This is a genomic window from Paenibacillus sp. FW104-T2 (assembly GCF_058789975.1).
In genome coordinates, this window is the sequence record NZ_JBYTCE010000027.1 from 1 (window position 1) to 14,160 (window position 14,160).

The window sequence follows — 14,160 nt, forward strand, 5'->3', positions numbered from 1 at the left end:
GCCCTCTAGCGCCGATGGTACTTGGACCGAAGGGTCCTGGGAGAGTAGGACGCTGCCAAGCAAAGAACCACTGCCGATGAAATTCGGTGGTGGTTTTTATTTTGTTTATAAGGCTGTATTAAGTGAATGCAAGCGTCATCAGAAGGTAACAGTATTGTTACAGAATATAAGTAGGAAATCAGTATAATAGGACTATGTTAAATATGCTAAAAGTACCTGACCACAGAGCTGTGAAATGTGCAGCTGTGAAAAGGAGGGTGTGTGTGTTAAGTTGGCGGAGACTTGGGCTGTATTCATTTCTAATGATTGGTTTGTTGGGTGTGCTTACAGGATGCGGTGATGCCGGACCTTCCTGGACTTCTTATGAAGGCGCAGTCAACGAGAAGAGTTTCCCTGTACCGAAAGTAGCGAATAAATCGGACCAATCCGGAAACAATTCGGAGATGGACTATGTTCGATATACATTGTCAGGTATAAGTGAGAGCACCAGCTTGCCGGAAGTATATCTAGACGAGATTAAAAGCTGGGGCTGGACGGAGACACAAGCCAAGAGTACATCAAATACCTCAAACTCTCTTCGTGTGTTTGCTAAAGAGGGGCATATTGTGCATCTAGCTGTACATGATGGATTTTTTACGCTAATGGTACCTCGAAACGATACTGCGACAACAACGGTGAAATCCCTTGCTGATGATGAAGAGTAAGAGTACGGTTTCTTTTGTAACATTGTAATGTTCAGACGATACAAGTTCCCGTAAGCCTACGGGGGCTTTTTTTATTTCACTGAAGAGGAGTTACTGCGCGTTAGATTAGAGGCTATGAGTCCTTCCAAGAACCCGATCCAAGGTTGAGCTTTATAAGCTGCCCAGTTACTGCACGTACCATGGGTTCCATGGAAGTCGATACTCCTATATTAGAGGGAAGGTCCTAAAGCAGCTTCTATAAGCGTGTAGGGATCTCAGTCATGGTAGTCCAAGCCACTAGTTAAAGCGTAGAGACATGAGCTGAAAATAGGTTTGAGGCGAAGAGCAGTAGAAATATGCTGCTTAATGGGGCACAGTTTAAACGGCTACAATGCTGATCACTAGATAGAGGATGAGAACGGGAATAAAATAAGTGGGGATAACCTTGTTAGCTTGTACCCATGTTGTGGATAAAAGAAAGGCTCGTTAGAACAAACAAAGGTTATCCACAGTGGATAACCTTTGTTCATCATTAAAGAGTAGGAGAATGCTCAATTGCTTATGAAGACCATGGGCCATTTTCTAAGCCAAGCTGGGAGCATGGATTATGTATTACACTTGTACATATTGCTTTTTCATCAAAGAGGTGGCGTTATTGCAGATAGTACGAAACGTCCTCTTCATTTAGTTTGATTAATCCGTCTTTGCGTTCACGTGAGAGAATCATAACCACGTATAGACGAGGGAAGAGGAGCCACAGATGCCAGAAGATCAGTGAAAGCGTGAAGGACAGCGGAGACCAGATCAGGCAAACGGTAATGATGCATAGTCCAATCCAGCTCATGTTCAAATGTACTCTGACAAACATACGGTAGCTAAAGTGCTGATCCGGAATATAACCTAACCAAGGCATATGGAAGTTCCAGCGCCAGCGTTTGGCATAAGAGGCACGGACCAGAAGCAATATGGTTCTGGCAATAACATAATGAATCCAAAGGGTGATCGGCCCTGCCAGCAGAAAAAAGAAGAGGCCAGTCCAGGAGAATGCCAGTAAATTAAAGAAGAGCATAATGATAGGCAAGCACAGATAGCTGTAGATGACACTGCGGGCAATAGCCTTTTTTTTCAGAAGCCGGTATTGATAAAATGTAGCTTTATTCTCCGGTTCAGCGGTCATACGATTACAAATCCTCCTTCTGGGATCACGTTTCGTGTGTGGACGTATGCTTGTTACGTTGCTGTCATGCAAATGATCCATATGCGTATAGGAACCTTGGAAGCGCTGTAGGGATGATGTACAAGTTTAAGAGTAGCAGACCTCATACAAGTATATCCACGAACATCTTGGCTGTCAGGTTCTGATGTATTATATATCGGCTGAAAATCAAAGTTTTTTTAAGATTATAGAATATAAGTTTTTAGTGGAGGCGAAGGTGAAAGTGTATATATGAGGGCGGAGATATAACTTTATGGGAAGCATCAGTGCGGAAAAGTACGAGCGGTATGCGATTTGTTAAACTTTTGAATCGGTACAGACACCCAATGGGTGGTGGGCGAATATATATATTTTACAGAAAGAAAGCACTATGAAAAGGTTTAAAATAATAGAAACTGTGCAATACTGATAGTAAACGTAAAACAAGGTGGGATGGTTGATGGAAGAACACACCGAACACACATGTATTATCTGCGAACAGAAAAAAAGAGAAGGCATTTTTATTGTATCTGAATTTATATGCGATGCTTGCGAAGCAGAGATGGTTCATACTGATGCACAGGATGCCAAATACAATTATTTTATACACCAAATGAAACAGATTTGGGTACAAAAAAACGCATAATGACCATAAGCCGAAACATCCATTGATGTAGGTGTATTCAGGGGCCCATAGGGCCTTTTTCTGTTTGATACGGAGGATTGTAGAACAGAGGATCAGGAAGAGCCGTGGATTCGGTAAAAAGACTGATATAATAAAAGGAGTAATGAGGAGCAGAATAAGAGTAATCTTGTCCTTTTCACTTAATGCCCGATCGAGAGAGGGAAAGTTCCCAAAAGTGCCCTTATTATAATAGGAAGTTAAAGAGCAAACGAGAATCCAAATTTAATGATTATATAGGAAGGTAATTCTATGAAATACAAACCATATCATGCGCCTTTGTACGAGGCTCTGCTTCATTACCAGGAGTCGGGGAATCGTTCTTTTCATGTGCCTGGGCATAAGAATGGACAAGCTTATCGAAGTTTAATGAATCCAGAAAATAGAAAGCAGCACGAAAGTTCTGACGTTTTGCCAACGGCGGCTTTCCTGGACATGATGCAGATGGATGTAACGGAAATTACCGGCACGGATGATCTGCATCATCCAGAAGGGGTGATTATGGGAGCTCAGCAGCTGGCAGCTGATTGTTTTGGTGCGGAGGAGAGCTTCTTCCTTGTGGGGGGAAGTACGGCAGGTAATTTGGCTATGCTGCTTACGGTGTGTGATGAGCCGCAAAGTATCGTGCTTGTCCAACGTAATGTACATAAATCAGTCATTCATGGTCTGATGCTTGCTGGCGCCAGAGCTGTGTTTCTGGAGCCGCATGTTGATCCATCCAGCGGACTTGCCGTTATGCCGTCGGCAGAGACGGTTGAGGCTGCTGTCCAGGCATATCCTGAGGCAAAAGGGGTACTTGTTACTTTGCCGAATTATTACGGCATGGGCGCTGATCTGACGCCTATAGCAGACATATGTCACGCTGCTGGCATGCCACTGCTCGTGGACGAAGCGCATGGCGCGCATTATGGACAGCATCCAGAGCTGCCAGCTTCAGCCCTGTCATGCGGAGCGGACGGGGTGGTGCAGTCGACCCATAAGATGCTGTCTGCCTTCACCATGGGAGCCATGCTGCACATTCAGGGACCGTTGTTGAATCGGTCCCTGCTGAGGCAGCGCCTGGCCATGGTGCAGAGCTCAAGCCCATCATACCTAGTGATGGCTTCGCTTGATCTTGCGCGCCGGCAGCTGCATGTGCAGGGCGCAGACACCTTCACGGCGGGGCTTGCCGCCGTGGATTCCTTCAAGCGCGGCCTTGCAGAGCTGCCGCGCTTTCAGCTGCTGCAGCCTGTGCAGGCGCTGCAGCAAGAGTTGCCAGCCGGGGCAGAGCCGGCTGCTGGCGGTAACAAGGCCGCCGGTGCATCGGGGCGGCCAACAGCACCTCCCGCGGCGGCGATGCCTTCTGCCGCGGGCTACACCGCTCAGGACCCGTTCAAAGTCGTCATATATGACGGGGCGGAGATACTGAGCGGTTATGGGCTGCAGCAGCAGCTGGAAGCATACGGCTGCGTACCCGAGATGAGCGACGAACGGTACGTCGTCCTGCTCTTCAGCCTTGGCTCAACGTTAAGTGACGCTGAGCACCTGCTGCATGCGTTAGAGCGTATTAGTCAAGCCAATGAGAATGAGCTTAAGCCAGGCCTGAACGAGCCATCAGCGCAAGCTGCGAAGATGGCAGTTCACTATATTTCCACGTGGAACAATTTACAAGATGCATCTGTGGAGCCCTTTTCAGAGCCTATTCTGTTCTCACTGCAACCTATAGCAGAAAAAAATATAGCAGAAGTTGAACTCGAAGACTGTGCAGGCTATCGATCCGCTGAGATGATTATTCCGTATCCTCCTGGAATCCCAATTCTATATGCCGGGGAACGAATAAGTCCTGCTGCAGTAAAACGTATACAGCTTCTGAGGGATGAAGGGGCGAGGTTTCATGGCGCAGCGGATGATACTCTTCGATCATTGAAGATCATAAAGGAAGGGCAGAAGTGAAGTTAAACCAAAAAATGTGGGGATGATACTTACTACTCATTGCGTACTCACTAACTAAATTCACTAACTCTTCTTTTCATTAACTCATCCCTCATTCATTCTATTATTCGTAACATCTAAGACATCATGTGCTGTCCCGACATAAGAAAGAAGGGAATTATTTTGGATATTCCGATAAAGAAATATACAGGAATAGTCCTGCAAGTCATGTTAATGTATGGCTTTTATTGGATAGGAACCTGGATACAGTCTATATTGCATCTACCTTTGACAGGCAGCATTGTGGGCATGCTGCTTTTGTTCATTGTCATTCAAATGGGTTGGATCAGGATGAGCTGGGGAAATGAAGGTTCATCCTGGCTCCAGTCCAATCTGCAGTTATTGTTTATCCCGCCTACGGTAGGCATCATTAATCACTTTGATTTTTTTACTGCGAATACAATCTTGCTTGTGTTGGGATTGATCCTCAGTACCCTAGTAACTTGCTTGCTATCTGCCAAAATTGGTGAGTGGCTCATGACGTGGATAAGATCGCATCGAGACAAGAAGGAGGCGATCTCATGTCAACATTCATCATCGGAATAGCTATGATTGCTCTGACTGTGGTCTTATATATCCCGGCGACTCGTCTATATAAGAGGATAAAGTGGCCTATTCTTATGCCAGTACTCACAACAACGGCAGTCATTGTAGTCATTCTGCTTATTACAGGAATTAAACTGGACACCTATATGCTGGGTGGCAAATGGATACAGGATCTTCTGGGGCCTGCTGTCGTTTCCTTAGCCTTCCCTTTATCCAAACACATGGATGTGCTGAAAAGGAACGTCATTCCCATTCTGGGTGGTACGCTTGGAGGAAGCATCGTAGGGATGTTTACCGGAGCATCGGTAGCTCTGCTGCTTGGTTATCCCAAAGATATCGTGATTGCCTTACTGCCAAAGTCAGTGACTACTCCAGTTGCCATCCAATTGGTAGATCAGGCAGGAGGCAACGCTTCATTTACGTCGCTATTTGTAATGATTGCCGGTTTTTCGGGGATATTACTTGGGCCGCTGATGATGAAATGGACTCGAATAAAGGATAATAGTGCCTATGGCATTGGACTCGGCTCAGCTTCTCATGCACTTGGCATGGCCAGATCCTTTGAATATGGCGAGAATGCTGTAGCATTAAGTTCTGTCTCCATGATTGTCAGTGCAATAGCCGGATCATTGTTCCTTCCCTTATGGGTATCCATCATCTATGGTTGACCGGTCATCTCTATTGAAAATATTGGCGGAATAGCTGACCGCTATCGCTTGATCATGTATAGTATTATAGTAAGAAGCTTGTACAATATGGCCCAAACGACAATACCATGATCATGAACATACACCTCTGGGCGTGTCATTTCATAATCTGAAGTAGAAAGATCAGAGCCATATAACATTCACAGCAGAGTAAGATGCCATTATTGACATAGAAAGCAGGGAAGCATATGCAGGGCAGAGGTAAATTCATTACGTTGGAGGGGGGAGAAGGGTCCGGTAAAACAACGATGATCAGCAGATTGGGTTCTTACTTCGAGGAACAGGGTATACCTTACGTAGTTACTCGCGAACCTGGTGGGATCGAGATCGCGGAGAAAATACGTGCTATTATCCTCGACCCTCTCCATACGGCAATGGATGCGCGTACCGAAGCACTGCTCTATGCAGCTGCACGCAGCCAGCACTTGGCCGAGAAGGTGGAACCGGCGCTGAAGGCAGGCAAGACGGTCATCTGCGACCGTTTTGTCGACAGCAGTTTGGCATATCAGGGTCATGCACGTGGGCTCGGAATAGAGAATGTCTGGGCCATTAACCGGTTCGCAATAGGTGAGCTCATGCCGGATGTTACACTATATCTGGACATCGAGCCTGAAGCAGGTCTTGCCCGGATTGATGCCCACGATGGACGTGAGGTAAACCGTCTGGATCTAGAGAGTCTGGAATTCCATCGTAAGGTTAGAGAAGGGTACTTCCTGTTAAAGGAACAATTCCCGGAACGAATCCAGGTTATTGATGCTTCCAGACAGCCTGATGAAGTCGCAGAAGCATTGATTTTGTCGCTGGAGACAGGGATTTTGAAGGATTTTGGCGAGTAATTGTCTAATATATAGACAGGGCATTTCAAAGGTGCTTATTCTGAAGGAGGTTATGCAGGATGAAACTGATTGTTGCGATTATACAGGATAAAGACAGCAACCGATTATCCAGCGCATTGGTCAAAGCTAATTTTCGGGCAACGAAATTGGCCAGTACCGGTGGATTTTTGAAGGCAGGCAACACGACGTTTATGATCGGTGTCGATGATGGTCAAGTCGAGTCCGTAATGAATGTCATTCGCAGCAGCTGTAAGGTTCGTGAACAGCTCGTGACCCCGGTCACACCGATGAGCGGAACAACCGACTCTTACCTGCCGCTGCCTGTTGAAGTCCAAGTCGGTGGAGCTACTGTGTTTGTTCTGCCAGTGGATCGTTTTGAACACTTCTAATAATGCGTTCTGTGTCTATGATACAAAATGATTGTTAGTGTTCTTAGGCGACTTATATGCGTCCTTCTTGATAACAGGAATCGGCGCTTTCCGTCCGGGATTAGGCCATCTTATGAAGGGATTGCTTTCTTTCGGGCGGAAGTTGACTACCAAGCAGGTTAATGGTGGCAAGTTTTAACTACCATTATATATAGAGACTCATACAAGGGTATCTTCCACGCACAGGCGCAGCGCGCACTGTGCTGATGGTCGATGGTCTACTATAATAGAAAGCGGGCATATCGATGAAAATCAATCCTGGATTTAGACCGATGCAGAGCGGGATCAATTCTACCGACTCCAGTTCCAAACCGGTTCAATCCAAAAGTTTCTCTGACATGATGAGCCACCAGGGCGAACGCGCCTCACAAGCCGAGCTTAACCGCCGGCTAAGTGAAATTCAGATGCAGGGCGATCGCTTGGCTCGTTCCATGACGATTCGTGAACTGAAAGCATACAAGCAGCTTGTCAAAAGATTTCTGGAAGAAACGGTTCGCCGGGGTGTATCCATGAAAGAGACCAGAGGATGGGATCGGCGGGGCAGAGGCAAAAGATACAAGCTAATTGATGAAATCGACTCTGCGCTGTTATCCATGGCTGATGAACTGCTCGAAACAGAAGAAGGTAAAATCACGTTATTACAACAAGTAGGAGAAATTCGGGGAATGCTTATTAATTTAAGCTTCTGAGGAGGAAGTATGTCCTTTCAACAAATTATGGGTCAGCAGGCAGCCAAGCAGATGTTGCAGAGCAGCTTGAGACGCCAGGCAATCAGCCATGCGTATTTGTTTAGCGGGCCAGCGGGCAGCGGGCAGCTGAAGACAGCGGTCACGTTTGCCAAAGCCATATTCTGTACAGAGCTTGAAGATGATGCCTGCGGACAATGTCTGGAGTGCCGTAAGGTCGAGCATGGTAATCATCCGGATTTAACGATGCTTGCACCAGATGGAAACAATATTAAAATCGATCAGATTCGGGATCTGCAGCGTATTTTCTCATACCGTTCAGAGGCTGGCCATCCCAAAGTTTATATTATAGAACAGGCAGAAAAAATGACCGTACAGGCGGCGAATAGTCTGCTGAAGTTCCTGGAAGAGCCGCAGGTGCCTGCGGTAGGAATTCTGATTACGGACAATGGTCAAGCCATGCTTCCGACTATCCGTTCACGCTCACAGCTTGTTCCTTTCAGTGCACTAAATCCGGAGGAAATGCTGCAAGCTTTGATTGCGGAGGGGCATCCGGCCAATCTTGCACGTTCAGCGGTTCATTTGGCGTCAGGACTCGAATCATGTAGAGAAATTCTCCAGCAGAATTGGTTTGCAGAAATTAGAAACGTAATGTTACAATTAGGGAAGGAGTCCCTGGGCAGAGGCAGCACATCATTAATCTCTGCACAGCAGAAGCTTTTTAAAACCGGACTCTCAGAACATCTGGATATTATGCTTAGTCTATTCCATTTATGGTTTAGGGATATGCTGTATGTCCAGCACGGTAGGCATGAACATATCGTTTTTATAGATCAGTTGGACATGCTGTCTCAATTGGCTAATACTCGCAGCACGGAGCAGTGGGTGTCCTATATGGATTTGGCCGCAGCATGCAGAAAAAAATTGCGTTTCAACGTCAATGGCCAGCTTTGTCTGGAGCAATTTTTGATCGGTTTGGCATAAGGCTGGGGAGAGGACAGTTTTTGTTCCATTCATATGCAAACGGTTATTACTTCGGAGGGTTCCCTAAGAAGACAGGGCTTCAGACGAAGTGGGATTGGCTTACAAGGGGGTTAATTTTTTGTATAGTGTAGTGGGTGTCCGTTTCAAAAAAGCGGGCAAAATTTATTACTTCGATCCCCTGGACCTTCCCATTCAGAAAGAAAACTGCGTTATCGTGGAGACAGCGCGGGGGGTAGAGTACGGTAAGGTAGTTGTTGGCAAGAAGGAAGTAAGCGAGTCCGATGTGGTGCTGCCACTCAAAAAGGTCATTCGGGTTGCGGGAGATACAGATGCCCGTGTGGTGGATGAGAACAAGCGGGCAGCCAAAGAAGCATTCGGTACTTGTTTAAATAAAATCAAAGACCATGGCCTCAAGATGAAGCTGGTCGATGTGGAATTTACGTTTGATCGCAACAAGATCATTTTTTATTTTACAGCTGAAGGAAGAGTGGATTTCCGGGAGCTGGTTAAGGATCTGGCAAGCATTTTTCGGACACGGATCGAGCTGCGGCAGATTGGTGTACGGGATGAGGCCAAGATGCTTGGAGGAATCGGACCTTGCGGCCGTGTATTATGCTGTTCTTCCTGGCTGGGAGACTTTGAGCCGGTATCCATCAAGATGGCCAAAGATCAGAGCCTGTCACTGAATCCGACGAAAATTTCAGGGTTGTGCGGAAGACTCATGTGCTGTCTGAAATTTGAGCATGATAACTATGAAAGTGTGAGAGAAGAACTGCCGGCTGTAGGCAAGTTGGTCGTCACCTCTATGGGTGAAGGGAAAGTTGTCGGCATCAATGCCGGTAATCGCACAGTCCATGTTCAACTGTTCGACATCAGTAAAGTCAAAGAACTTCCGCTGGATGACGTCGTTATCAAGTAAACCATAAAGGTTGCTTCGGGGTGGAAACTTGGAAAAGAAAAATCTGTTTACGCACATTCATGAAATGGAAACCCAATTGGGTCAGTTGCACAGTGATTTAGGAGAGTTAAAAATGATTGTCAAAGAGCTGCTTGAAGATAATCAGCGGCTTACGATTGAGAATGAGCAGCTACGCAAACTGCTCAAGCGTGAGGCTCCGGTAGATCTGCCTGTTTCATCTGCACTGGCTCCAGCTGCTAGACCGGCAGGTCCGGCTACAGGTGAAGATGTGGTAGGTGAAGGATATGATAATCTGGCCCGGCTGTATCACGAAGGATTCCATATCTGCAATGTCTATTACGGACATTTGCGGACGGAAGGCGATTGTCTGTTCTGCCTGTCTTTTTTGAATAAATGAAGTGACCGTAGGGAAGATCCCCTACGGTTTTTTTTCAAGGTTATAGACCTAAACTAAAGCTAAAATGCGATATAGAGTACCGGAGGATGAACGTATCATATGACAGCCAATGAAGCTAAAGAAGTAATTTTGCATGAATCAGAACGGATTGATGATCTGCTCTCTCATGATTTGAGAATCATCCAAAGTGATGAAGTATTCAGTTTTTCCATGGACGCCGTATTGCTAGCCCGGTTTGCTTCTGTTCCTAAACGAGGCCGTGTACTCGATTTATGTACGGGGAATGGGGTTGTTCCCATTCTGCTGACAACGCGTACGCAGGCCACCCTGGAAGGAATCGAGATTCAGCCAAGGCTGGCTGATATGGCACGGAGAAGCGTGAAGCTGAATGCTCTGGACCAATGGATCACAATTCATGAAGGCGACCTGCGGGAACTGGTGAAACAGACAGGACATGCTGTGTATGACGCGATTACTGTGAATCCGCCATATATGCCGCTGAATGGAAGTGACCTTAAAATGAATACACACCAAGCCATGGCACGTCATGAGTTGGGATGTACATTGGAGGAAGTGATTCAGGCATGCAATCGTCTCGTGCGTAATGGAGGAAAGGTATCCATGGTTCACCGCCCTCAACGGCTCGGAGAGATTATCTCTCTGATGAGGGAGTACAAGCTTGAGCCGAAGCGGATCCGAATGGTACATCCACGTGCTCACCTTGAAGCCAATATGGTGTTAATCGAAGCGCTGAAGGATGGCAAACCCGAAGTGCGCATGCTTCCGCCCCTCATTGTCTACAATGAAGAAGGAACCTACTGTGATGAAATTATGGATATTTATTACGGATCACGACAACCAACGGGTATTACGGAAGGAGGAGTGTAAGTGACTTTGCACATTCAAAAAAGCTATGCGGAAGCCCATGATGGTCGGGGTAAGTTATATTTAGTTGGAACACCGATTGGGAATTTGGATGATATGACATTTCGAGCAATTAAGACATTGCAGAGTTGTGATATCATTGCGGCAGAAGATACAAGGCAAACCCGAAAGCTGCTCACTCATTTTGAGATCACCCCTTCCATGTTATTTAGTTATCATGAACATAATAAGGCGGCAAGTGGCCCTGAACTGATACGCTATATAATAGAAGGAAAAAATTTGGCACTGGTCAGCGATGCTGGTCTGCCGGCCATTTCAGACCCGGGTTCTGATCTGGTACAACTAGCAATTGAGGCAGGAATTCATGTTATTCCGATTCCGGGTGCCAATGCAGCATTGTCTGCTCTAATTGTATCCGGACTACCGACGGAACGCTTCACGTTCGGCGGCTTTTTGCCGCGCGAGAAAAAGGATATGCGAAAAGTGCTGGAGGGTTTTGACGAATCTAACGGTACGTTGTTGTTTTATGAGTCACCGCATCGTATTCGCAAAACGTTGGTCAATTTGGAAGAGATTCTGGGGGATCGTTCGGTTGTGCTGGCTCGTGAGCTGACGAAGCGACATGAGGAATTTGCACGAGGCACGGTTCGCGAGTGCATAGACTGGCTGGAGGAACATCCGGCGCTTGGAGAGTACTGTTTGCTTGTAGAAGGCATTAAGGAACAGGAGCGTAAAGCAGAGCGTGAAGCCTGGTGGCAGCCATTGTCCCTGGAGGACCACGTCAGCCATTATGAAGGCGAAGGACTTCACCGCAAAGATGCGATGAAAAAAACAGCAGCGGACCGAGGGTTAACGAAACGTGATGTATATAACGCGCTGATCTAATCCTCTGCATGATCCAAACATACGGTGAAATAGGAGAACATAACCTGAAAAGTTTCTTATTGGAAACCTTAGCGAAATATAAAAAAGTCCGAGGCGGTGCAAAAATATTTTTTTGATTTTTCACCGCTTTCCTAGTTATGGATGAGCTGCATCAGGATTTGTCCCAAATGGGGTAATAAAAAAAAGACCTTCCAACGGTGGGGTTCACACCGGGAAGGCAAGTAAGGAATATAAAAAGGTTAGAATTAACAATTCAATAAGTCCATTATACCTGAAATTTCTTATTTTGTCACAGGTGCAGGAATTTCGGAAATACATTCGTTACAAACGATTTTACCTTTGAAGTATGTAACGTTCTCAGCGTTACCACAGAAGATACAAGCTGGCTCGTATTTTTTCAACATGATGCGCTCACCGTCAACATAGATTTCCAGAGCATCTTTTTCACCGATACCCAGTGTACGGCGCAATTCGATTGGAATAACTACCCGTCCCAGTTCGTCTACTTTTCTAACAATACCTGTTGATTTCATCATTATAATCAGTGCTCCTCTCAGCTACTTATCTTTGTCATTATTCGACATTATTTTATGTTTTATGATACTCATCATACCAACGATTCCCAAAACAGTCAACCTTAAAATTAGCTTAAAATTAAGGCTGTTTTGGATAAGATTACGGGTGGCAAGGGGTTAAGAGCGATTTTTCATATTTAAACATCAATGTCAGCTTTGTCGATTTGGAAAACATTAAAAGTACCTTATTCGACAAAATTCGTCATTGTATGTCGAATAACCGGGCTGGTTAGGGCTAAAAGCGACAAACACAACTCAAAAACAAGGGAGCGAAGCGACATGGAACAGCGTTTAACCGAAGAGAAAGTGTTTAAAGATCCGGTACATAATTATATTCATGTGCAAGATCCGATCATATGGCAGTTGATCAATACCCCCGAGTTTCAGCGCTTACGACGGATCCGTCAGTTGGGAACATCCTATCTCACTTTTCACGGTGCTGAACACAGCCGGTTTTCACACTCATTGGGCGTTTACGAAATTACACGGAAGATTATCTCTCAATTTGAAAGAAGTCACTACTCCGATTGGCCTAAGGAAGAAAAAGCCGTTGCACTCTGCGCTGCTTTATTGCATGACTTGGGTCACGGGCCATTCTCTCACTCCATTGAAGAAGCCTTTGACATGAACCATGAGGACTGGACCTGCCGAATTATCCTTGGGGATACCGAAGTGGGGGCGATCCTGAGACGGGTTGCTCCCGATTTCCCGGAGAAGGTGGCATCTGTTATTCAGAAAACATATGAAAAGCCAATCGTCGTGAATTTGGTCACTAGCCCACTTGATGCAGACCGGATGGACTATTTGCTTCGGGATGCATACTTTACAGGTGTAAACTACGGAACCATCGACCTTGACCGCATCCTGCGAATGCTTCGTCCTTATCACGGGAGAATTGTAGTCAAGGAATCCGGTATGCATGCCGTAGAAGACTATTTGATGTCACGATACCAGATGTACTGGCAGATTTACTTCCATCCGGTGACCCGAAGCTCCGAAATTATCCTGAGACAAATATTTAAGCGTGCAAAAGAGCTGGTGAAGCAGGGGTTCCAATTCCGTTTCATGCTGGAGCCACTGCCGCAGCTGTTTGACGGAGTGCTCACTGTTGATGAATATCTGCAATTGGATGAGGCTCTAATACAGACCACATTCATGCAGTGGCGTAAAGAGAACGATTCTGTTCTGAGCGAGTTATGCGAACGTTTTATGGATCGCAGGCTGTATAAGTATGTAGAGGTTGAACAGATCGATGTGGAAACGATTGAAGAAATTCGAGTTGCCTTTGCCAAAGCCGGTCTTCATCCGGAATATGATCTAGAAATTGATTTTCCGACGGATCTTCCGTATGATGTTTTTCGTCCGGATGAATCGACAGACAAACAGATTCTGCTGCTGGATCGACAGGACAAGTTGCATGAATTGTCCGAGGTTTCGGACATCGTCCGTTCAATCAGTGGAATACATCGTGGTAAGCATCATCTGTACTATCCGCAAAACAAGGTGGACGCCATCATTCACGAGCTGCCTTCTCATATCCGCCCATACTTCTCATGATCATGAAGTGAGCCGTGAAGAGCAAAAAATTTACAAATTAGCTATGACAGAAAGAATTTCTATTTCGAGATATTATCATGATACAGTAATCTGCTTTAATGGAGAGTATATGTAGATCGACATAATTTTGTAATGTACACTTTTTTTGAACAAGTTTAGGTGAGAAGGGCTTCTATATATAGTAGAAATTAAATTTGGAAAATCCACATGTTGTACTCTGAAAA

The 14,160-nt window shown here is 45.8% G+C and carries 17 protein-coding genes; 15 read left to right on the forward strand and 2 right to left on the reverse strand.

Annotated elements, in window-relative coordinates:
- Together AC3WQ3_RS25305 and AC3WQ3_RS25310 are read left to right on the forward strand one after the other, a co-directional pair.
- On the forward strand, nt 1–187 hold a 187-nt coding region (locus tag AC3WQ3_RS25305; protein ID WP_222592040.1), incomplete at its 5' end, for a hypothetical protein.
- A gap of 76 nt (nt 188–263) precedes the next feature.
- Nucleotides 264–704, forward strand: a complete 441-nt coding sequence (locus AC3WQ3_RS25310) for a hypothetical protein (RefSeq protein ID WP_236146670.1) — start codon at nt 264–266, stop codon at nt 702–704.
- A 631-nt stretch (nt 705–1,335) separates the two neighbouring features.
- Here AC3WQ3_RS25310 and AC3WQ3_RS25315 read toward each other — a convergent pair.
- Complete coding sequence (locus AC3WQ3_RS25315) at nt 1,336–1,860, reverse strand: hypothetical protein (protein ID WP_154896935.1); 525 nt, start codon at nt 1,858–1,860, stop codon at nt 1,336–1,338.
- A 478-nt stretch (nt 1,861–2,338) separates the two neighbouring features.
- Between AC3WQ3_RS25315 and AC3WQ3_RS25320 the strand changes: the two genes are divergently transcribed.
- The 12 genes from AC3WQ3_RS25320 to rsmI all read left to right on the forward strand — a co-directional run bounded on the left by AC3WQ3_RS25320 (nt 2,339) and on the right by rsmI (nt 11,804).
- Nucleotides 2,339–2,524, forward strand: coding sequence for a sigma factor G inhibitor Gin (locus AC3WQ3_RS25320; RefSeq protein WP_095293335.1), 186 nt, complete (start codon nt 2,339–2,341; stop codon nt 2,522–2,524).
- Nucleotides 2,525–2,812: 288 nt separating this feature from the next.
- On the forward strand, nt 2,813–4,492 hold the full coding sequence (locus tag AC3WQ3_RS25325) for an aminotransferase class I/II-fold pyridoxal phosphate-dependent enzyme (protein ID WP_492474033.1): 1,680 nt from the start codon (nt 2,813–2,815) through the stop codon (nt 4,490–4,492).
- 213 nt (nt 4,493–4,705) lie between these two features.
- Nucleotides 4,706–5,077 carry a CidA/LrgA family protein gene (locus AC3WQ3_RS25330; RefSeq protein WP_492474053.1) on the forward strand — a complete coding sequence of 124 codons (372 nt, stop codon included), beginning with the start codon at nt 4,706–4,708 and terminating at the stop codon, nt 5,075–5,077.
- On the forward strand, nt 5,053–5,745 hold the full coding sequence (locus AC3WQ3_RS25335) for an LrgB family protein (protein ID WP_492474034.1): 693 nt from the start codon (nt 5,053–5,055) through the stop codon (nt 5,743–5,745). Before AC3WQ3_RS25330 ends, AC3WQ3_RS25335 begins: the two co-directional genes overlap by 25 nt.
- 227 nt (nt 5,746–5,972) lie before the next feature.
- Nucleotides 5,973–6,620 carry a dTMP kinase gene (gene tmk / locus AC3WQ3_RS25340; RefSeq protein ID WP_336784360.1) on the forward strand — a complete coding sequence of 216 codons (648 nt, stop codon included), beginning with the start codon at nt 5,973–5,975 and terminating at the stop codon, nt 6,618–6,620.
- Nucleotides 6,621–6,679: 59 nt separating this feature from the next.
- Nucleotides 6,680–7,009, forward strand: a complete 330-nt coding sequence (gene darA, locus AC3WQ3_RS25345) for a cyclic di-AMP receptor DarA (protein WP_017691391.1) — start codon at nt 6,680–6,682, stop codon at nt 7,007–7,009.
- Between the two features lie 284 nt (nt 7,010–7,293).
- Nucleotides 7,294–7,737 (forward strand): YaaR family protein, encoded by a 444-nt coding sequence (locus AC3WQ3_RS25350; protein WP_127540844.1) that lies wholly within the window; start codon nt 7,294–7,296, stop codon nt 7,735–7,737.
- Between the two features lie 9 nt (nt 7,738–7,746).
- A complete protein-coding gene (gene holB / locus AC3WQ3_RS25355) occupies nt 7,747–8,718 on the forward strand; it encodes a DNA polymerase III subunit delta' (protein WP_095293341.1) in 972 nt (323 codons plus the stop codon).
- Between the two features lie 118 nt (nt 8,719–8,836).
- Nucleotides 8,837–9,637 carry a PSP1 domain-containing protein gene (locus AC3WQ3_RS25360; RefSeq protein WP_492474035.1) on the forward strand — a complete coding sequence of 267 codons (801 nt, stop codon included), beginning with the start codon at nt 8,837–8,839 and terminating at the stop codon, nt 9,635–9,637.
- 28 nt (nt 9,638–9,665) lie between these two features.
- Entirely contained in the window at nt 9,666–10,034 is a 369-nt protein-coding gene (yabA, locus tag AC3WQ3_RS25365) for a DNA replication initiation control protein YabA (protein WP_095293343.1), read from the forward strand.
- Nucleotides 10,035–10,133: 99 nt separating this feature from the next.
- Entirely contained in the window at nt 10,134–10,922 is a 789-nt protein-coding gene (locus AC3WQ3_RS25370; protein WP_492474036.1) for a tRNA1(Val) (adenine(37)-N6)-methyltransferase, read from the forward strand.
- Nucleotides 10,923–11,804, forward strand: coding sequence for a 16S rRNA (cytidine(1402)-2'-O)-methyltransferase (gene rsmI / locus AC3WQ3_RS25375; protein ID WP_492474037.1), 882 nt, complete (start codon nt 10,923–10,925; stop codon nt 11,802–11,804). It begins immediately after the preceding gene.
- Nucleotides 11,805–12,085: 281 nt separating this feature from the next.
- Here the strand turns inward: rsmI and AC3WQ3_RS25380 are convergent, their stop codons facing one another.
- On the reverse strand, nt 12,086–12,340 hold the full coding sequence (locus tag AC3WQ3_RS25380) for an AbrB/MazE/SpoVT family DNA-binding domain-containing protein (RefSeq protein WP_024633700.1): 255 nt from the start codon (nt 12,338–12,340) through the stop codon (nt 12,086–12,088).
- A 318-nt stretch (nt 12,341–12,658) separates the two neighbouring features.
- On the opposite strand from AC3WQ3_RS25380, the gene AC3WQ3_RS25385 reads away from it, so the two are divergent.
- The gene (locus AC3WQ3_RS25385) at nt 12,659–13,936 is read left to right on the forward strand and encodes an HD domain-containing protein (RefSeq protein ID WP_336784357.1); all 1,278 of its coding nucleotides are present in this window, start codon (nt 12,659–12,661) and stop codon (nt 13,934–13,936) included.
- The last annotated feature ends 224 nt before the right edge of the window (nt 13,937–14,160 follow it).

Bases quoted from the DNA above. Each gene is read 5' to 3' on its own strand.
- AC3WQ3_RS25315 (WP_154896935.1), bottom strand. From the start codon at position 1,860: ATGACCGCTGAACCGGAGAATAAAGCTACATTTTATCAATACCGGCTT.
- AC3WQ3_RS25320 (WP_095293335.1), top strand. From the start codon at position 2,339: ATGGAAGAACACACCGAACACACATGTATTATCTGCGAACAGAAAAAA.
- AC3WQ3_RS25325 (WP_492474033.1), top strand. From the start codon at position 2,813: ATGAAATACAAACCATATCATGCGCCTTTGTACGAGGCTCTGCTTCAT.
- AC3WQ3_RS25330 (WP_492474053.1), top strand. From the start codon at position 4,706: ATGTATGGCTTTTATTGGATAGGAACCTGGATACAGTCTATATTGCAT.
- AC3WQ3_RS25335 (WP_492474034.1), top strand. From the start codon at position 5,053: ATGTCAACATTCATCATCGGAATAGCTATGATTGCTCTGACTGTGGTC.
- tmk (WP_336784360.1), top strand. From the start codon at position 5,973: ATGCAGGGCAGAGGTAAATTCATTACGTTGGAGGGGGGAGAAGGGTCC.
- darA (WP_017691391.1), top strand. From the start codon at position 6,680: ATGAAACTGATTGTTGCGATTATACAGGATAAAGACAGCAACCGATTA.
- AC3WQ3_RS25350 (WP_127540844.1), top strand. From the start codon at position 7,294: ATGAAAATCAATCCTGGATTTAGACCGATGCAGAGCGGGATCAATTCT.
- holB (WP_095293341.1), top strand. From the start codon at position 7,747: ATGTCCTTTCAACAAATTATGGGTCAGCAGGCAGCCAAGCAGATGTTG.
- AC3WQ3_RS25370 (WP_492474036.1), top strand. From the start codon at position 10,134: ATGACAGCCAATGAAGCTAAAGAAGTAATTTTGCATGAATCAGAACGG.
- AC3WQ3_RS25380 (WP_024633700.1), bottom strand. From the start codon at position 12,340: ATGATGAAATCAACAGGTATTGTTAGAAAAGTAGACGAACTGGGACGG.
- AC3WQ3_RS25385 (WP_336784357.1), top strand. From the start codon at position 12,659: ATGGAACAGCGTTTAACCGAAGAGAAAGTGTTTAAAGATCCGGTACAT.